We start from the raw sequence: 18,090 nt of genomic DNA, 5'->3' as shown, positions 1-18,090 counted from the left end.
CGCTTCTAACGTCGTCCGACTTCAGACTCGTGCTCCATCTGCAAGATGCGCTCTCGGAGCGCGCCGAAGGTCTCTTCGGCAGCCTCGCTAAACAGCGGATCCTCATGCTCGATTGAGGTCGAAGCGATTTCGCTCCAATCTGCAGGCTTTAGAGCCTTGAGAGCCGCAGGAAAGAAATCGCGGTCTTCAATCATGATGTGACGCCGCTCGCTCTCTATGAAGTCGCGAACGATATTGTCCACGTTTTGCCGAAGGATTTCCCGATCCGACAGGACACCGTCGATCGCGCGAGCAACGCGGCGCAAACGATCGGTCCCCTTTTGGTGCTCAAGTCTCAGGTTGCCGACGCTTGCCGCCGCAGCCGGATCCCGAAGCTCTAGCTTGGCAAGGACCAGCTCCTCCAGGGGATGATGGTAAATCTCGGGATAGAGTTCGAAGTAGCTGATGATTGCGCGAATGACCTCATAGTCGGGGTGGTCGCCGCGATCGAAAATCTCAAGCTCGTGCTCAAGCACGGCGAGCAGCGTCTCAATATTGCGGTGTTCTTGGGATAGGCGCTCAATGATCATTGTGGCCTCCAACGAACCATTGAATGATCAAAGCTATCCTGAAAGCGATTCAGAATCTTGCGCTGGATCAAACCCGGGGGACCGGGTCGCCGGGCGGAACAGCCCGCCCGGCATCTGGCTGCACTCGACCGGCGCAGCACCTCGCGCAGGTCTCGCGGAACAGATCGCCTTCCATGCCATCCAAAGGCAAAGTCCTCCTCCTTCACTCCCGCAACCGTCCGCGCCGGCCGCCAATTTCGTGCCTGCCCCGCCGAAAAGGGGTAGAGTGCCCCAGGGTCACATCCGAGGAGCAACACCATGACCCAACTCCCCGAGCTGGTTCCGGCCGAGATCGACCGGCACGTCTTCGCGATCATGCCCGACACGATGCCGCCCCGAGATCCTGATGACGACGAAGAGGATGAGGAGGAAGAGCAGGACGATGAAGAGAACCAAACCGACGAACCGCCGGTCGTGCGCGAGCCGGACGAGGACTAAGCAGGACGCTTAGACGTCGCCTGAGTTTCGGTGAGTGCGATCCCCAGCCTGCGTGCGGCGCGCTGGTGCGTCCGGCGGCTTCCAAGGTCGGTCTGATTCCGAGAGCAGCGGGCAGGCGCTGAATGGACCACGGTTCTCGGCGCAGCAACCTATCGGCGTTCGCAGGTAGAGGAGGTGAGCATGACTCTCATATGGCTTGGTGTGCTCCTTGTTTTCGTCGGCGTACTCCAAATGGCGTTTCAGCCCATCTGGCGAGGCCGATTCAGCGGTGGAAAGTGGCTTCGCTCCGGGCGTGACACGCTGGAACCTGAAAGGCCAGGTAGCGGCTTCGGCATCAAATCGAACTGGCCTGGGCTCGTGATGGTCGCGCTTGGCGGCGTTTTCTTGCTGGCCGGAGCTGCCATCTGAGTTGAAAGCAGACGTTGAAAGCAGACAATGGCTTGGGAAGGCACACGACGGCCGAACCCGTCGAAGCGGGCCAGGCACTGACGGGAGCGCAACGACGTTCGTGGTGAGCTCTTAGCCCGTGTTTCTGACCGCCTCAGCCAGCATGGCGTAAAGCTGCTGCTTGCTGAATTCCTTGGGCTGCTGCCTCTCCGCTGTGTTCCGCGACACCTTCTTTGCGACCGGACGGACGCAGGCTGCCGATGACGTCGGCCTCAGCTTCGGGGCCGGCCTTATCTTGGGTCTTGCCGTGGGCGGCTTGTGGCCGCGCTTCAGGCCCTGACGAGTCAGCATGCCGCAGACCGCGTTACGACTGCACCCGAGACGGCGCGCGATCTGCGCTGCGCTCTGTCCTGCGGACCAGAGCCTAGTGAGGAGCGCTATGTCTTTCGCATCCCAGCCCATGGCAGATATTATAGCGCCGACTGTCGAGCACGCGCTAGCCTAGTCTTCGTCCGCCTCGCGCGCGACCGCCGGTTCGTCAGCGTCATCGTCCTCTTCGTCGTCTTCCTCCTCCTCGTCTTCATCGGGATCTCGTGGTGGCATCGCGGTGCCCATAAGCACGAGCGGTGTCCAGCCGATCGCTGTGATGGAAAATGCTTCGGAGGTGTGTTGCTTCATGTCGTTGTGCTCACCAAGCACGTGCAGTCGCATATTCCTGGCCGACGACATGCAGATGCCCAGGGCGTGATCGCTACAAACGCGACGGGGACATCATCAGGTCGACATGAGTAAGGGCGACACCCGCCACGCAACTGCTGAGGTTTTCGGCTACTTGATGCCCGAGGGCCCATTAGGCTCGATGTTCACCAAAACCTCGCCGGCAGCGATTTCGGGAACTCCAAGATCGAGGTCATGCAGACTGGCTTGAACAAACGCCAGTATCTTGGCGTTCGCCGCATTGGCGCTTTCGCGGTCGTCAAATATCATCACGGCGATGCCGACACCGTCGCCGGCATCCAGCACATGGTAAGATCTGAAGCCGTGCGATTGCCTGAGGATCTCGCCGACGCCGCTCTTGGCGCGGCGGGCGGCGTCCGCGACCGAACGAACCTTGGTGTACTTGCGAATGACCATGTACATGAGGCCACCACGCGCCACTCGCCCCTACCCATCAAAGCATATCGCTCCCGGTCGGACCAGAGCCTACTTTCCGAGATGGGCCACAGCGCCCGGTTGGGCGGACCGCGCAACGCGCCTTTGCGTCATCCAGCGACCAAGCGCAATGTCGGCACGCTCCGCCTCAAGCTGGAGGTCCGGAAACTTGAAGTTTAGGCGCAGCCACCGAGGGCACCTGCACGGGTTTCAAAGCCTGGCGCAGGAGTCGCTGGTATGCCAATGTTAGTCTTGTGCCAAACCCGCGGGAGGTCAGCATGCGAACGAACATAGTGGGAGCACTTTGCGCCATCGCCATGGTCGCGAGCGCACACGCAGCGGTCAGGGAAGAGCCGGTCACCTACACGGATGGCCAGACCACGATGAAGGGCTTCGTTGTCTACGACGACGCGACCCAGGCCGTGCGGCCCGGCATCGTCATGGTGTCCGAATGGTGGGGCATCACCAAGCATATCCATAACGAGGCACGGAAATTCGCGGAGCAGGGCTACACGGCGTTCATTGCGGATATGTACGGCGACGGCAAGACCGCCGACAACCCGAAGGACGCCGGCGCGCTCTCGGGATCCGTGATGAAGGATGCGAAGGCGATGGAGGCGCGCTTCAACGCAGCGCGGGAGCAACTCGCCAAGCAGAGCTCGGTCAATCCCCAGCGGATCGGCGCAGTCGGTTACTGCTTCGGCGGCGCGGTGGTGCTGAACATGGCACGCGCCGGCGCTGATCTCGCCGCCGTTGCGGGCTTTCACGCAACACTTGGTCTCAACACTCCTGCACCGGCGCCGGGAACAGTCAAAGCTAAAATCCTCATTCTGAACGGCGCGGACGACCCGTTCGTGAAGCGCGAGCAGTACGATGCGCTCAAGAAGGATTTCGACGCAGCGAAGGCCGATTATCAGGTTATCGAGTATCCCGGCGCTGTGCACGCGTTCACGAACCCCGAAGCGACCGAACTCGGCAAGAAGTTCAATTTGCCGCTCAGATACGACGCCAAGGCTGATCAGGAAGCGAAGGCCGAAGCCGCCAAGTTCTTCGCCGCAAAACTTCAAAAATGATCAAAAGGGCCACCGCAGGGTGGCCCTTTCTGTGGCTTTAGCCTCGGGATGGGGCGGGCTGCATGCTTCGGGTCGGGAGCGTCGGGGATTGGCGATGCAGCGACGGGAGTTCATCAAGCTTCTGGGCGGTGCGACAGCGGCTTGGCCGCTCCCAGGTCGGGCGCAGCGGGCCCCGCGGCAGCACCGCATTGCGTTTGTTCATTCGGGCATTCCCGCCGGTCAGCTGACCGAGACTGCCGGCCCCTTCTGGGTGCGGCGGTTTCATGAAACGCTGCGCGGGTTGGGCTATGCGGAAGGAGCCAATATCGTCGTCGAGCGCTATTCCGCAGAGGGCCGCTCCGAACATTTTGCGTCTCTTGCCGCCGCCGTCGTTGGCCGCGACCCGCAGGTGATCGTCGTCAATCTTAACGATCTCATCGAAGCGTTCGCGGCGGCCACCACAACGATACCGATTGTTGCGATCATGGGAGATCCGATCGCGACAGGATTGGTTGCAAACCTCGCGCATCCCGGAGGCAACCTTACGGGTGTCAGCATCGATGCAGGCTACGAAATCGTCGCCAAGCGCTTGCAAATCCTGAAGGAGGCGGTGCCCTTGGCCGCCAAGGTCGCTTACCTGACGTCGTCGCGTATCTTTATCGACACCTCACTCGGATTGTCGCTTCAGAAAGCGGGGCAGGGCCTGGGCATCGCGCTGACCTGGAATTTCCTCCCGGAGGTAAATGACGCGCAACTCCGTCGCGCCTTTGCCGAGATGACGTCACAGCAATTCGACGCTGCCATGGTTGACGCGAGCGGCACCTTTTTGGCGCGACGCGCCTCCATTGCCGAACTCGCCGGGAAACTTCATCTTCCGATCATCTATCCCTTTCGCGACTATGTGGATTCAGGTGGGCTGATGAGCTATGCGCCGGATCTGGGCGAACTTGCCCAACGCCTTGCCATCGACGTGCATCAGATCCTGAACGGGAACAAGCCGGGCGACATCCCGATCTATCGGCCCAACAAATTCCAGTTGGTCATCAATCTGAAGGCTGCCAAGGCGCTCAGCCTCGAAATGACCCCGACACTCCTCGCCGGCGCCGACGAGGTAATTGAATGATGGCCTCTTGTGGCCCATCGGCGAAACTGCGGATAGCCTTTTAGAGTTCTGCTTCGCAGGGTCTAGCGGACGCGAATTGCTCTCGTTGAGCTTTTCTCAGTTTGACCCGAAGGCAAAGATCGCGATAGCGCCCGGACGTCAGCAGCTGACGCCAGACCGGACGTGGTGGCGACGCGGCCAAATCGACGCGAATGACCCAACTGCGACATCGGCGCCGTATTTTTGGCGCGCCGCAACGGTTCGGCTTACCATCTCCGCCCATCAGGCATAAAATGAGCCGACGTCCGCGAGCGTTCGTGCCTGGCCATACATCGTGGCAGCTCGGACGCCCGTTGGCAAAGATCTGAGGTTTGCTCAGCGATCCACAGGACGAATGCTGTGACCGAACCCGAGCGTTTGGATGGCGTTCCTGGCCGCTACTGGCACCGGCTCGAAGACGGGCGCATCCAGTGCGACATCTGCCCGCGCTATTGCAGGCTCAACGAAGGCCAGCGCGGCCTGTGCTTCGTGCGTGGCCGGCAGGATGACCGGATCGTGCTCACGACCTACGGCCGCTCCTCGGGTTTCTGTGTCGATCCAATAGAGAAGAAGCCACTGAACCACTATCTGCCCGGAACTCCCGTGTTGTCGTTTGGTACTGCCGGGTGCAACCTGACGTGCAAATTCTGCCAGAACTGGGACATCTCCAAAGCGCGAGAGCTCGACCGGCTCCAGGACGCAGCCTCGCCGGAAGATATTGTCGAGGCCGCGATTGCCACGGGCTCACGCTCCATCGCCTACACCTATAACGACCCCGTCGTCTTCCTCGAATATGCCGTGGACGTTGCAAGGGAGGCGCGCCGGCGCGGGATCAAGAACGTGGCGGTCACAGCGGGCTACATTGACGCGGCGGCGCGGGAGGAGCTTTACACTTTCATGGACGCCGCCAATGTCGACCTCAAGGCGTTCACTGAGGCGTTCTACAAGCGGCTGTGCACCGGCCATCTCGGCGCCGTCCTCGAGACGCTTGAGTATCTGAAGTACGGGACGAATGTCTGGTTCGAAATCACAACGCTGCTGATCCCGGGTCACAATGACAGCCCGGAGGAGGTGAAGAAGCTGAGCGAATGGGTGATGACAAGGCTGGGACCTGACGTGCCCTTACATTTCACCGCCTTCCACCCTGACTACAAGATGCTGGATCTGCCCTGTACGCCGGCCTTCACGCTGACGACCGCTCGCGATGTCGCGCGCAAGGTGGGACTGCATTTCGTCTACACCGGGAATGTCCATGACGAGAGGGGCCAAAGCACGTACTGTCCGAGCTGTGGTGAGCGGGTCATCGGCCGAGACTGGTATGACATCACGACTTGGCGGCTCACAGGCGACGGCCGCTGCGGTGTTTGTTCCACCGCAATCCCCGGCTTGTTCGAGGCACGCCCCGGCAGCTGGGGGCAGCGGCGTGTCCCGATCCGGATCGGCAGACTGGAACGTTCTTGAGTGAGGGTGATGCCGGCGTCGAGGCGCCTCAGTACTGCGTGTTGGAGCAGGATTCTGATCAGGAGGTCACGATGAAGATTGACAACACCATATTTGGCGCGATCACGATTGATGGAAAGACTTATGAGCACGACGTCGTCGTTCGCCTTTCCGGCGAAATTGTGAAGCGGAAAAAGAAGCTATCAAAGAAGCTGTATGGTACATCGCACGTGCTTTCAAAAGATGAGGCAAAATTTCTCTTCGAGAAGGGCTGCGACCATGTCGTCATCGGCTCGGGTCAGATGGGCAACGTACACCTATCACCGGAAGCTGAAGCCTATTTCGAAAGAAAGGGCTGCGAGGTCGTGTTGAAGCCGACACCCGAGGCAATCCGGATGTTCAACCGCTCACGCGCAAAGAGAATCGGACTCTTTCATGTAACCTGTTGAAAGAAATGCTCGGTCAAGCTGTTCCGTTGATAGTGGCAGACCAGCCTGATCCGGCTTGCGTCGTCCTGATACGGACGTAGCCGCGGAAGACGATGCGGCCGTAGTCGCTACGGCGTACCTTGAAACGCCCGCGTCATCACACTAGAGCCAGCTAACGGCGCTGTCGCTCTGTGAGAGGTCCAGCGATGCCGGCAGATCATGATATGCGCCATGGCACGCGCCCTTTGGGTCGAACCGGCATCGATGTGCTGCCCTTGGGCATCGGCACGAACAAATGGCGGCGTGCCGATCGTGGGGCCGTATTGGAAACATACAGGACCATTCATGATGTCGGCCCGTGCATGATCGACACGGCTGAGATCTATTTCTCGGAGCGCGTTGTGGGGGACTGCTTGCGCGCTGGTCCCACCCGCGCGGTGATAGCATCGAAATTCCTTCCCTTTCCGGGCCGAACCTCTCCGCGCCGCCTGATGAGCGCGCTTGACGGTTCACTCGCGCGCCTGGGCCTCGAGACTATCGATCTCTACTATGTTCACTATCCGCTGCCCTTGATCGACGTGGGAGTGTTCGCCGAAGGTTTGGTCGAAGCGGTGAAGTCCGGCAAGGCACGCGCGGTCGGCGTGGCAAATTTCAATGCGGACCAGATGCGACGCATCGCCGATCACCTCGCAAGGGCAGGCGTTCCGCTCGCCGCCAATCAGGTCAACTACAGCCTGCTCCGACGCGCAGCGGAAACAAATGGCGTGCTCGAAGCCTGCCGTGAGCTCGATGTGGCACTCGTCGCGTATTTTCCGCTTGCGTCTGGCCGCCTCACGCAGCTGTCGGACAGCATGGACACGAAAGCGCTGCTGACGTGTCTCGCCGATATTGCCGGCGCGCACGACGCCAGCATCAGCCAGGTCGCCCTGAACTGGCTGTTGGCGCGCGACAGTCACGTGATTCCCATCCCCGGCGCGACCAAGCCTCATCACGCCAGGGCCAATCTCGATGCACTCGGTTGGCGCTTGAGTGAGGCCGAGTTCGATGCAATCGACCGAGCCGCAGCAAAGCGTGGAACATGAATCCGGCGCCTTTCGTCCCTCCACCTTAGCGATGACCCGCCGCTTGAAGCGGCGCGATCGGTGCCCCGCTCGCCTGGCTCTTGGATGTCCTCTTGTGGCCCGATCCTGCCTAGCTCGATGCCGGTCCAAGCGTCGGCTGTTGGGTGTAGACCGGAAGGGGCTTGCAACGGTGTAGACTGCCGATTTTTGACCCCATCGCTACACGGCCCATGAGCTTATCCCGATCGATTGCACTGCTTGGCCGTTAGCCGTAGGCTACCTAGCGGGCTAGGCTGGCGGAAAGCCATGTTTGTCGAGACGCGCTACGCCCGCGAGCAATAGCCTTGGCGCTCGCGGCCGGTTGCTCAAGGGCGTCCGACAAGCAATGGCAGCACGTCTGCACCGCCCGCCATGAGCGGATTCGACGGCTCGAAATGTTCCCGCAATTCTCGCTTCCGGACGAGTGAGCGCGCATCGAGAAACGCATCCTTCAGGCTGACGGCTTTCCGGAGCGCGATATTGAAAAAAGCGTCGCCAAAATAGGTCCACTTGGCCTTGTCCTGGCAGCCGAACGACGGATGCTTGTCATCGGCCGCGGTGATGACCAGCACGTCGGGAGTCGCCAGGCGCGGGATAAAAACCCCGGAATAACAAGCCGAGATGACCACCACCTTGTGTCGCACACCTGTCTTCGCGAGCATGTCGCGGAGACGAGATGGTGTAAGCGTTTCTGTGAGCCGCCCCGCCTTGATTGCAAGGCCATCAGGAGAGCCATGCGAGGTGAGAATCAAAAAGAGCACGTCTTTCTCGGGATCCAAGCGGTTGGCGGCCGACTGTAACGACTTGGTCAGAGCTTCGATCGTTGCACGTCCCCCTTTCTTGGAATTGTACTCCACGTTGATCGGTCCAGTCTCGAAACGGCCGGCCACGACCTCAGCCGCGCCGGTCGCCTCGGATCTAAACACGCCTTGATCCCCGTACAGACCAAAGGACACCACGCCAACCTTTGCAGCGTCCTCAATCGCATGTACCGGAGGGACCAACGGCCAGATGGTTAGAAAAAAAGCGACAAGCGGCGCGCCGAGCCGCCTGATCGAGGACCTGGAGGTCATCGCGAACCTCGTTTCGAGATCGCCGCTACAGAACTGCGGCTCAACACAAAATAGCGGAAAGCCAGTGAATTTCCATCCTTGGGAATGGCAAGTGCAATATGGCCCGTTTGAGACGAGCCGACGCGCGGTAACGATGTCTGTTTATAGGGGGAGGGCGGAAGTCGTCGGCACCGGCCAAACCGACGCGAATGCCCCAGAGACGACCTGCCGAATCCAGAGCAATCGGGCCAACAAAATCCCCGGGGATGCGATGCCGAAGGCTGGCACTCCTTTGTGCACGAGGCTGTTTGAGACGAAGTTGAACGTCAAGATATGGTGAACATCATCCAATGAATTCCGGCTGCTCCGCCAGTTCTTGCGCCGGGAGCCCTGCTCATTTTGGCGACCGCAATTCGACATTGTAATGCGCGTAGATCCGCGCGAGGGTGCCGTCGGCGAGCAATGCTTCAAGGGCTGCGTCGAGTCCTTGCCTGAGCTTCTCGTCTGGGCTGAGCATCCCAACAGCGACATTCCAGTTCAAGTCGGGATCGTCTTCGAAAGCAGGAATGCGGCGCACGTGCGCATCGGGATGAACTTGGTTGAACCAACCAATTGCGGCGGGTGTAACCGCCGCGGCGTCGATCTCGTTCTTGGCAAGCGCGTCCATGATTTCATCTTCGAAGACAAACGGAGAGGTTTGGATGCCCCGCTTGCTGAGTGTCATGGAGGCGATCGAGCCGACCTGCACCCCGACGCGCTGACCAGGCCTCAAATCCGCCAGCGACGCCGCGCCAGAGTCGGCCCGGACGGCCAACGCGACCCCGCTGCGCTGATAGGGCCGCGACATGCGCAATCCCACCTCCGCCAGCGCCGCGGGGTTCGCGATCGCATCCATGATGATGTCGCAGTCCGCGCGGCGGTACTGAAAGCTGTTGACGACCCAGTGCTGCTCCAGCGCGACCTTCAACTGCTTCGCCAGTTCACGGGCGATCTCGACCTGGAATCCGGGGTCGACATCACGCTTGCTGGCAAACGGCAACGCATTGGGGTGTGCGCAAAGCGTGAGCGCCCCGCGTGTACGAATCGCCTCCAGCGAGCGCGCGCTGGCACCGGTGGCTCCGAGCAGGATCAAAAGGCCTACGAAAACGCTTTGGCGCATCTCCGGCCTCATTCTTCCAGATTTCGGATGTAGGCCAGGATTGCCATGATCTGGCTCTCCGAAAAGGCGCCTCCGAAGGCGGGCATGGCTCCAGGCTTACCCTTCTTGATCCGCTCCACGATAAAATCGTCGCTGCGCGCCGTACCCGCGAGCTTCGGCCCTTTGCCGGCGGCGCGGCCGCCGTTCTCGTGACAGAAGCCACACGAGGTCGCGAACATCGTCCCGCCCTCGATATCGGTTTCGCGGGCCGATTGATCCTGCTTGGGAGCCTGGCTCTGCTGCGCAAAGAGGCCGAAGGGCAATGACAACGCAATGCCGGTGATGAGAAGAATCGACTTCAACATTGGCATCTGGACCGGAGAGACAGGGGGCGACTGCACCCTGGCTCTCCTCACCATTCTTATTGTTTCAGCGTGAAGACAACGAGCGCACCGGCGTCCTTCGGCATGCTCGTAAAGGGTTCGCCGAAAAGGGCCGGGAACTCGTCCGCCACCATGCCGCCCCAACCGGCCGGCACTGCGATGTATTGCTTGTCGCCGGCGCTGTAGCTGATGATGCCGCCATTGTGACCGACGCCATTGAAATGCGACCACAGTTCCTGTCCGGTCTCCGCATTGTAAGCACGCAGCACACCACGCGAGTCAGGCACGAACACCAGATTGCCGGCCGTCGCAAGCACGCTCGCCAGCGGAGGCTCGTCGAAATTGACCTCCCATTTCTTCGCACCAGTCACGGGATCACGTGCATCAAGATGACCGCGCGCCGCTCCGTCCGGCGGCGGAACGAGCTTGAAATTCGCGCCGATATTGAGCTGCGCCATCGGCTCGGTGATTGGCGTGGTCTTTATCACGTCCACATCCATGCACCATTCCTGGGCGAGCTTGTACCACAGGCCTGTCTTCGGGCTGTAGGCGCCGGAGTTCCAGCTGACGCCGCCGGCAATCGCCGGACAAAGCGGCTCGCTCGCTTTCCCGAGACTCAAGTCGCGCCGGCCGATCAGTTCGCCGGTTTTCGGATCGATATCCTTGACGAAATTGATATTCTTCGCGATCCGCCACACGTTCTGCACCTTCCCATCGGCGCGGTCGTAGACGAACACAAAACCACCCTTGTTCGGATGCACGACGAGCTTGCGGCCGTCGCGGTCGATCATCACGAACTCACCGACTGCCGAGTCGAAATCCCATGCATCATGAGGCAACTCCTGATGATAGAATTTCAGCTTGCCGGTGTCGGGATCGAGCGCGATGACCGAAGTTGTGTAGAGATTGGTGCCTGGCCGCGGTCCGCTGTTCTTCCAGTCCGCGCCGGACCAGTCGTAAAGCGGTGCAGGATTGGCCGTTCCCCACCAGACGGTGTTGGTTTCAGGATCGTAGGTGCCGGGCATCCATGCGCCACCCCCGCCGGTGCGCCAGGAATCACTACCCCAGGTGGCCTTGGCTTCCTCGGTGCCGGCGACGGTGAAGAATTCCCATTTCTTCTTGCCCGTCTTGATATCGACTCCGAACAGCGGACCGCGCGAGGTCCATTCGCCGCCCTGGCTGCCGATGATGACGGTGTCCTTCACTACCAGCGGCGCACCCGTGAAGCCGACCGTGAGCTTCTTGGAGTCGACCAGCTGCGTGTTCCACACCTCCTTGCCGGTTTTCAAGTCGAGCGCGATGAGATGCCCGTCGACGGTGCCAACGAAGACCTTGCCATCGCCGAGCGCGACACCGCGGTTGTACGGTGAGTGCGTCTGCATCGCTACGAGTTCCTCGTCGAGCACCGGAAAGTGCGACCAGATCATCTTGCCGGTTGCCCCGTCGAGTGCATAGACGCGGCTATAGGACCCCGAATAATAGAGCACGCCGTCAGCAACGAGCGGCATCGACTGCAGACCGCGCGTGGAACGTCCGGGCATATGGATCCAGGCGACCTCGAGATTCTTTACATTGCTCGCATTGATTTGATCGAGCCCGCTGTAGTGATACGATTTATAGCCGCCGTGATAGGTCAGCCAATCACCTGGGTTCTGCTCGGCCGCCTCGATGCGAGCGGAATTGATCTCTGACGGCGCGATCGCCCAAGCTGATGGTGCAAGCATAGCGGCCAGTGCGGCAACATAGGTAAGGTGCCTTGTACTGACTTTCATTGTTCTGCCTCCCTTATTGTATCGCGGGAACTACATCCAACATGCAGTCTGCTGCGGCCTCTTGCAGAAGCTGCCTCATCCGTGCAGCTCGTCTCCTGACCTCGGCGAGGGGTGCAGACACCAGATGGTGATCGCTGCGGCCGAATGTATTCGTTCAGCAGCGCCGTAGCATCACGATGAATTCAACGCTTAAAGTAGTACGGGCGCAAGCGATGTAATTTGGCAGCCAGACTGTCCGAACGCCCATTCTCTTTGAGCCGACACATCGCCATCGTCGGATGATGTCCGAACAGTGGATGCGGCTCTGTGTTCTCGCGGCGTCCGGCTACGGCGGCCGAGGCGCGGGTCCAAGAAGGCGGCGCACAGGAGCCTAGTTCACCCCTTGCCAGAAGCAGCACGATGGCTATTTGACAGCGCCCCCGGTGATGCCGGCGATGAAGCGATCGAGGAAGATATTGTAGGCGATGGCTACGGGGATGGCGGCAATCAAAGCGCCCGCCATGATCTCGCCCCAGAAGAACACGTCGCCCCGGATCAGGTCGGTCGAGACGCCCAGCGTGATCGGCTTTTGGTCGGACGACGAGATGAAGGTCAGCGCGTAGACGAATTCTTGCAAGGTCAGGGTGAACGTAAAGATCACAACCGTCAGGATCGCCGGCACCGACAGCGGGATCGCCATCTTGATGAAGGCGCCAAACAGGCTGCAGCCGTCGACGATTGCGGCTTCCTCGATCTCGACCGGGAGCGCCTTGAAGAACCCCATCAGCAGCCAGGAGCAGAACGGGATCGTGAAGGTCGGGTAGACCAGCACCAGCGACCACATCGAGTTTTGCAGTCCGAGTTCGGCGATGATTCGGGACAGCGGCAGGAACAACAAAGTCGGTGGCACCAGGTAGGTCAGGAAAATCATGATTCCGAGCGCTTCGCCCTTGCGACTGGTCATGCGGGCCAGGCTGTAACCGGCCGGAACCGCGGTGACCAGGGTGATCGCGGTAACGCAGACGCCGACGATCAGCGAGTTCAACAGCCAGCGCGCGAACAGGGTTTCCTCGAACAGGTACTTGATGTGCTCCAGCGTCGGCGGCTCGTTGAACCAGAACGGGATGTTGGTGACGTTGTAAAGGTCACTGTTCTGCTTGAACGCCGTGATCACCATCCAATAGAACGGAAACGCGGCCAGGATAACGAAGAATGCGACGCCGAGGAAAAACCCGGTTCCGCGGAGCGACCGAACAAAAGGCTCCGACATGTCAAATCTCCCGGCGACGAATAAAGCGAAGCATGAAGATCACCACGACTAGCAGCACCGGCAGCATGAACAGCGAGATCGCGGCGCCGTGCGCCACGTCGCCGGAAACAATACCGGTCTGAAAGCCTTCAAAGCCCAGCACCGAGGTTGCGCCACCGGGGCCGCCCTGGGTCAGCAGGAAGACGATGGAAAGATCAGTGAACGTGAACACGATGCCGAAGATCAGGCCGATGGCCATGATCGGCAGGATCATCGGCAGGATGATCTGGTAGTTGCGGCGCCAAAAGCCTGCACCATCGACCGTCGCGGCGTCGATCACGTCCTGCGGAACCGCAGTGATGCCGGCGAGGAAAATCACGATGGCAAATGGAAAGAAGCGCCAAGCGTTGATAATGACAATGCACAGCATCGCAAGGTACGGATTGCCGAGCCAGTTCGGCGCCTCTTCGCGAGTAAGGATGCCAGCCGCAATCAGGGTCCAGTTGATCACGCTGTAGAGCGAATCGAACATCCACTGCCAGGCGATCGTGGCGAGCGCGACCGGTACCGCAAAAGGCAGGATGATTAGCGCTCGCACGATCTTGCGGCCGGGGAAGGGCTGCAACAGCAGGAAGGCGCCGAACTTTCCGAGCACGAGGCCGAGCAATTGCGACCCGAATGTAAAGATGAAGGTGTTGCGCAACGTGTCGAGGAAATTCGGATTTTGCAGGATCTGCTCGAAGTTCGCCAGGCCGACGAACTTCCAGGTTGGGTTGTAGATGGTATAGGCGCTGAGCGAGTAATAGACCGCGAGCAGGAGCGGCAGGCCGACCAATAGCAAGACGTAGAGGATCGCCGGCGCGACCAAGACCGTTTCAAGCGCCTCGCGCCGGTCCAGGATGAAGCGAAAGCGTGAAATCGGCTTGGCAACAGGCTCTGCGATGACGGCCATCGGCGAATCCCCGGTTCAGTGGCGAGTGCGACGATTGCCGTTGGCGTCGAAATGGCGCAGCGCGCTGTTCTTCACGGCGAACGGATGCCACTCTCCGGGCCGAATGCTTCCTTCGGCGACGTGGGCTGGCGGCAACTTCGCCGTGATCGGCTGCTTCGAGTCAAAGCCATCCACCACGCCGTAAACAATGCGCTCGGACCCGAGATATTCCGAACGGTCGACGCGAAACGAAAATTCGGTCGCGCCTCCGTCTTCAATCATGTCCCTGGGCAAGAAATTCTCCGGCCGGAATCCGAGATAGCCGCCGCCATTGCGGGTGACGATGTTCATCGGCGGCGCGCCGACAAAGGTTGCGACAAAAAGGTCGGCAGGATCTTCATAGATATCGGTTGGCGTTCCCACTTGCCGAACCCTTCCATGATCGATCACCGCGATACGGTCGCCCATGCCCATCGCTTCGATCTGGTCGTGGGTCACGTAAATGGTGGTGAGGCCAACGCGCTGCTGAAAGTTCTTGATCTCCTGGCGGGCCGAGGTACGGAGCTTGGCATCCAGATTGGACAGCGGCTCGTCGAGCAGAAGCGCGGTCGGTTCGCGAACGAGCGCGCGCGCAAGCGCCACACGCTGGCGCTCGCCGCCTGAGAGCTGGCGTGGCCGCCGGTCGAGAAGATGGCCGATGCCGAGCAACTGCGAGGCCCACTCGACCTTGTTTTGGATGTCCTGGGAGGGCATGCGCTGCGTGCGCAGCGGAAAGGCAATGTTATTACGTACCGTATAGTGCGGATAAAGGCCGTAGCTCTGGAACATCATCGCAATGCCGCGGGCGCGGGGCGGGATGTCGTTGACGACATTGCCGCCGATCAGGAGGTCGCCGCTGGTCTGTTGCTCGAGGCCGCAGATGATGCGGAGGAACGTCGTCTTGCCGCAGCCCGAGGGGCCGAGCAGCACCATGAACTCGCCATCCGGCACCCTCAGCGAGATGCCGTTGACGGCGTTAATCTCGCCGAACTTCTTGACGATATCTCTGGTCAATACGGCTGCCATCGATCCTCCCGGAGCTCATGTGGCGCTCTGCTGCCAATCGCTGGGCAGGGCGCCAATCGTGTTTGCCAATGAGCTGCAACGTGGCCGGCTGCCGGAGCGCGCAAAGGAGGGCTGCGTCCGGACACGGCTTCAGGCTTTCTCGTGCCACTTCTTGAAAATGGCATCAGACTGTTGGTGTGCCCATCTGACCGAGTCCTCGGCGGACATCTGACCGCTCGCCGCCTTTGCCATCATGTCGCAGATAACGAAGTCGTTATAGACCTCGTCGACGGCGGGCCAGGACGGGCCGGGATATCCCGGGGAGGCTGACCACTGCTCGGACTCCTGTAGCACCGCTAATTTGTCTGATGGCGTCGAAGTCGGATCGTTCGAGAGGATCGGCATCGGCTTCGGCACCAGATTGGCGAAGCAGGGGTTATTGTAGCCTTCGCTCGCCTTGAACGCCTCCGGCCAATGATCGGCGTAGTATTTGAGGAACTCGATTGCGCCTTCCTTATTCTTGGCGAACTTCCAGATGCCGTAGAATTCGGAAGCGCCGCCCATGATCTGGCGTACCGGCCCCCTTGGCGGAGCCATCACGAAGGTGTCGTCGGCGCCCTTCTTGTTTGCCTTCTGAAACGTCCGATAGGCGGAGATCGGGTTGACGATCAGCGAGCCGATGCCCGAAACGAGATAGCGATTGTTGCTGGAGTCGTCCCACGACAGCACTTCGGACGTCATCGCCTCCTTGTACAGCGCGGTGACGAACTTGACGGCTTCGATCGTCTCCTTGCTGTTGAGCACGACGTTCTTGCCTTCGGTGTCCTGAAGTGCACCGCCAAAGCTCCACAGCAGGCCGCGCCAGGTCGTGTTCGGGTCGTTGCTGTGTCCGAGCGAAATGCCGACCGGATGGCCCTTGGCTTTCAGCTTGGCGCCGCCGATACGCACGTTGTCCCACGTGTCCGGCTGCATCCCGATCTCGTCCCACATGCTCTTGCGGTACATGGCCGGGAAGTTGATGTAAAAATCGGGGAAAGCTGACCAAGTCTTATCGTCCTGGTTGTATCCGATCTGGCGGCCGATCCTGCTGACCTTGCCGTACTTCTTCTCGGTTGCCTCGACGAGGCTTGTCACGTCGACGAGGAATTTGCGGTAGAGGTGCGCTCCGCCTGCGCCGTTCCATCCGAACAGATCGTGACCTGACTGAGCCGAGGCTTCGGCGGCCGCGCGCGCGGCGACGTTGGCGACCGGGATGTGGTCGACGGTGACGTCGAGGTTATTTTTCGTGCCCCAATCCTTTGCGAACTGATCGAACCATTTGTCGTATTCCGGAACGAAATGGCTCCACTGTACGATGGAGACGGATTTGGTGTCGGCAAGCGCACGGGAAACGAATGGGGCAGCAAGGGACGGCACCGAAGCGGCGGCGAGGATAAGACCAGTTTGTGTCAGGAAACGACGTCGCGTGACGCGCAAAAAATTGCCCGTGCTCATCTGGACTCCTCCTGCGGATATCGCCAGTTGGAGAAAGGCTCATCCAGATGAGGGATCAGTCTAGCTCCGCCCTGGATCTTGTTATCGCTGGCGTCACTATAGCTTTGAGGCCCGGACCGGCCTTTCTACTAAAGCCGGTCAGTCGGTACGCTGCCGTACAAAGATTGACAGCGGACGAAGTCGCGCGGCGCTGGCCGGAAGCAAGCTGTTTGGATGGCTGCGTCAGACGCAGCAAAGGCAGGCGCGCATAAGGTCGGCGTCCGCGGAAATGCGGTGCTCGTGCAGGCCGCTGCGATTTAGGTACCGGTATTCCGACGCTATGATCTGATAGCATTCGCATGTTCTAAGCTCGAGGGCCGCGTGATCGCACACGTCGATGCCACCTCGCTGCCTGATGAGCCCGCCGGACTGTTCCAGTTCCGCAAGCGTTGTCGTGATGCTGGCGCGTCGCACGCCGAGGATGACCGACAGCATATCGTGCGTCACGGGGATGATCCGGTCGTCCAGACGGTCGGCTGCGAGCAGCAGCCAGCGGCTCAGCCGTTCCTCCAGGCTGTGGCGGGCGCTGCAAAGCGTTGTCTGGGCATTCTGGACCAACAGCGCGTGGATATAGCTGAACAGCTGCTGCTGGATGTCCGGGGATCTGTGCGCGGCCCTGCTCAGGTCCGGCACCGCGATGCGCAATGCATAACCGGGGACCGACATCAGGCAGCGATTGGGTGAGCGCTGCATACCGAGCGCCGCCGCCACTCCGACAAAACCGAGCCGTCCAACCATGGCGATTCCGACTGGGCCATCACGCTGCGTTCGCACCAGCAGCGAGGCGACGCCGCGTTCGATGAAGTAGATATGCTCGATGGGATGGTGGTAGTCCTGAAGAATTGCCCGGCGCTTGAGCGCAACGGGCTGCAGGAAGGGACGAAGCTGCTCAAAGGACGCCGGCGCAAGACCGCCCAGCAGACGGTTTTGAACCCGCACCGTCTGCTCGCGGTCGCCACCACCCAGCGTACTTTTGAACACTATCCCATGGGGCTATCCCCTGGATGCATCTCGATCCGGCCTTGTTCCGCCGGCATTGGGCTTCCTCCTCGCGAAGCTACTCCCTCTTCGACCTGGAGTCACCGGCACCCGACAATCCAGCGACGGCAGGTCAAAGGCGCCTTCAACTCCCCAACGAATAGGCTGTTAGCTGGCGGCCCAATCTGTTCACTCGGGCATCAGAGGCAATTTGATTTCGATCATCGAGCTCTACACCGACTTCGCTTATTGGCCCGATGCTGCCTAGCTCGATGCGCGTCCAAG

At 60.4% G+C, this 18,090-nt stretch carries 20 protein-coding genes; 7 read left to right on the top strand and 13 right to left on the bottom strand.

Going from position 1 to position 18,090, the window contains the following annotated elements; translation table 11 throughout:
* Positions 1-5: 5 nt before the first annotated feature.
* On the bottom strand, positions 6-569 hold the full coding sequence (locus tag XH85_RS35545) for a hemerythrin domain-containing protein (RefSeq protein WP_128935615.1): 564 nt from the start codon (positions 567-569) through the stop codon (positions 6-8).
* A 297-nt stretch (positions 570-866) separates the two neighbouring features.
* On the opposite strand from XH85_RS35545, the gene XH85_RS35540 reads away from it, so the two are divergent.
* Together XH85_RS35540 and XH85_RS35535 are read left to right on the top strand one after the other, a co-directional pair.
* The gene (locus XH85_RS35540; RefSeq protein ID WP_128935614.1) at positions 867-1,046 is read left to right on the top strand and encodes a hypothetical protein; all 180 of its coding nucleotides are present in this window, start codon (positions 867-869) and stop codon (positions 1,044-1,046) included.
* 180 nt (positions 1,047-1,226) lie between these two features.
* Positions 1,227-1,454, top strand: a complete 228-nt coding sequence (locus tag XH85_RS35535; protein ID WP_128935613.1) for a hypothetical protein — start codon at positions 1,227-1,229, stop codon at positions 1,452-1,454.
* Positions 1,455-1,565: 111 nt separating this feature from the next.
* On the opposite strand, the gene XH85_RS35530 is transcribed toward XH85_RS35535, so the two are convergent.
* The 3 genes from XH85_RS35530 to XH85_RS35525 all read right to left on the bottom strand — a co-directional run bounded on the left by XH85_RS35530 (position 1,566) and on the right by XH85_RS35525 (position 2,573).
* Entirely contained in the window at positions 1,566-1,895 is a 330-nt protein-coding gene (locus tag XH85_RS35530; RefSeq protein ID WP_128935612.1) for a GcrA family cell cycle regulator, read from the bottom strand.
* 39 nt (positions 1,896-1,934) lie between these two features.
* Complete coding sequence (locus tag XH85_RS45535; protein ID WP_164939919.1) at positions 1,935-2,111, bottom strand: hypothetical protein; 177 nt, start codon at positions 2,109-2,111, stop codon at positions 1,935-1,937.
* A gap of 150 nt (positions 2,112-2,261) precedes the next feature.
* Positions 2,262-2,573 carry a hypothetical protein gene (locus tag XH85_RS35525; protein ID WP_091894301.1) on the bottom strand — a complete coding sequence of 104 codons (312 nt, stop codon included), beginning with the start codon at positions 2,571-2,573 and terminating at the stop codon, positions 2,262-2,264.
* 290 nt (positions 2,574-2,863) lie between these two features.
* Here XH85_RS35525 and XH85_RS35520 point away from each other — a divergent pair, with 290 nt between their 5' ends.
* The 5 genes from XH85_RS35520 (at position 2,864) to XH85_RS35500 (ending at position 7,728) form a co-directional block, all read left to right on the top strand.
* Complete coding sequence (locus XH85_RS35520; protein WP_245473155.1) at positions 2,864-3,658, top strand: dienelactone hydrolase family protein; 795 nt, start codon at positions 2,864-2,866, stop codon at positions 3,656-3,658.
* Positions 3,659-3,752: 94 nt separating this feature from the next.
* On the top strand, positions 3,753-4,760 hold the full coding sequence (locus XH85_RS35515; protein WP_245473161.1) for an ABC transporter substrate-binding protein: 1,008 nt from the start codon (positions 3,753-3,755) through the stop codon (positions 4,758-4,760).
* Positions 4,761-5,138: 378 nt separating this feature from the next.
* Positions 5,139-6,239 (top strand): AmmeMemoRadiSam system radical SAM enzyme, encoded by a 1,101-nt coding sequence (gene amrS / locus XH85_RS35510; protein ID WP_128935610.1) that lies wholly within the window; start codon positions 5,139-5,141, stop codon positions 6,237-6,239.
* Positions 6,236-6,667 carry an Mth938-like domain-containing protein gene (locus XH85_RS35505; protein WP_245473152.1) on the top strand — a complete coding sequence of 144 codons (432 nt, stop codon included), beginning with the start codon at positions 6,236-6,238 and terminating at the stop codon, positions 6,665-6,667. The genes amrS and XH85_RS35505 overlap by 4 nt, the downstream gene beginning before the upstream one ends.
* A 185-nt stretch (positions 6,668-6,852) precedes the next feature.
* On the top strand, positions 6,853-7,728 hold the full coding sequence (locus XH85_RS35500; protein ID WP_206734785.1) for an aldo/keto reductase: 876 nt from the start codon (positions 6,853-6,855) through the stop codon (positions 7,726-7,728).
* A gap of 344 nt (positions 7,729-8,072) precedes the next feature.
* Here the strand turns inward: XH85_RS35500 and XH85_RS35495 are convergent, their stop codons facing one another.
* The 9 genes from XH85_RS35495 to XH85_RS35455 all read right to left on the bottom strand — a co-directional run bounded on the left by XH85_RS35495 (position 8,073) and on the right by XH85_RS35455 (position 17,808).
* Positions 8,073-8,819, bottom strand: a complete 747-nt coding sequence (locus tag XH85_RS35495) for a C13 family peptidase (protein ID WP_245473147.1) — start codon at positions 8,817-8,819, stop codon at positions 8,073-8,075.
* Positions 8,820-9,192: 373 nt separating this feature from the next.
* Positions 9,193-9,957 carry a substrate-binding periplasmic protein gene (locus XH85_RS35490; protein ID WP_128935609.1) on the bottom strand — a complete coding sequence of 255 codons (765 nt, stop codon included), beginning with the start codon at positions 9,955-9,957 and terminating at the stop codon, positions 9,193-9,195.
* 8 nt (positions 9,958-9,965) lie between these two features.
* Positions 9,966-10,355 (bottom strand): c-type cytochrome, encoded by a 390-nt coding sequence (locus tag XH85_RS35485; RefSeq protein WP_245473145.1) that lies wholly within the window; start codon positions 10,353-10,355, stop codon positions 9,966-9,968.
* Positions 10,356-10,357: 2 nt separating this feature from the next.
* Complete coding sequence (locus XH85_RS35480; protein ID WP_245473159.1) at positions 10,358-12,043, bottom strand: pyrroloquinoline quinone-dependent dehydrogenase; 1,686 nt, start codon at positions 12,041-12,043, stop codon at positions 10,358-10,360.
* Positions 12,044-12,494: 451 nt separating this feature from the next.
* Positions 12,495-13,340 (bottom strand): carbohydrate ABC transporter permease, encoded by an 846-nt coding sequence (locus tag XH85_RS35475; RefSeq protein WP_128935607.1) that lies wholly within the window; start codon positions 13,338-13,340, stop codon positions 12,495-12,497.
* A gap of 1 nt (position 13,341) precedes the next feature.
* Positions 13,342-14,271: a carbohydrate ABC transporter permease gene (locus XH85_RS35470; protein ID WP_128935606.1), complete on the bottom strand. Its 930-nt coding sequence runs from the start codon at positions 14,269-14,271 to the stop codon at positions 13,342-13,344.
* A gap of 15 nt (positions 14,272-14,286) precedes the next feature.
* Complete coding sequence (locus XH85_RS35465; RefSeq protein ID WP_128935605.1) at positions 14,287-15,315, bottom strand: ABC transporter ATP-binding protein; 1,029 nt, start codon at positions 15,313-15,315, stop codon at positions 14,287-14,289.
* Positions 15,316-15,444: 129 nt separating this feature from the next.
* Positions 15,445-16,788: an ABC transporter substrate-binding protein gene (locus tag XH85_RS35460; protein WP_128935604.1), complete on the bottom strand. Its 1,344-nt coding sequence runs from the start codon at positions 16,786-16,788 to the stop codon at positions 15,445-15,447.
* 222 nt (positions 16,789-17,010) lie between these two features.
* Entirely contained in the window at positions 17,011-17,808 is a 798-nt protein-coding gene (locus XH85_RS35455; RefSeq protein ID WP_128935603.1) for a Crp/Fnr family transcriptional regulator, read from the bottom strand.
* Positions 17,809-18,090 lie beyond the last annotated feature (282 nt).

This window comes from Bradyrhizobium zhanjiangense (assembly GCF_004114935.1).
Classification (GTDB): domain Bacteria; phylum Pseudomonadota; class Alphaproteobacteria; order Rhizobiales; family Xanthobacteraceae; genus Bradyrhizobium; species Bradyrhizobium zhanjiangense.
Note: the sequence above shows the minus strand (reverse complement) of the source record. Positions and strands in the feature narration are given on the sequence as shown.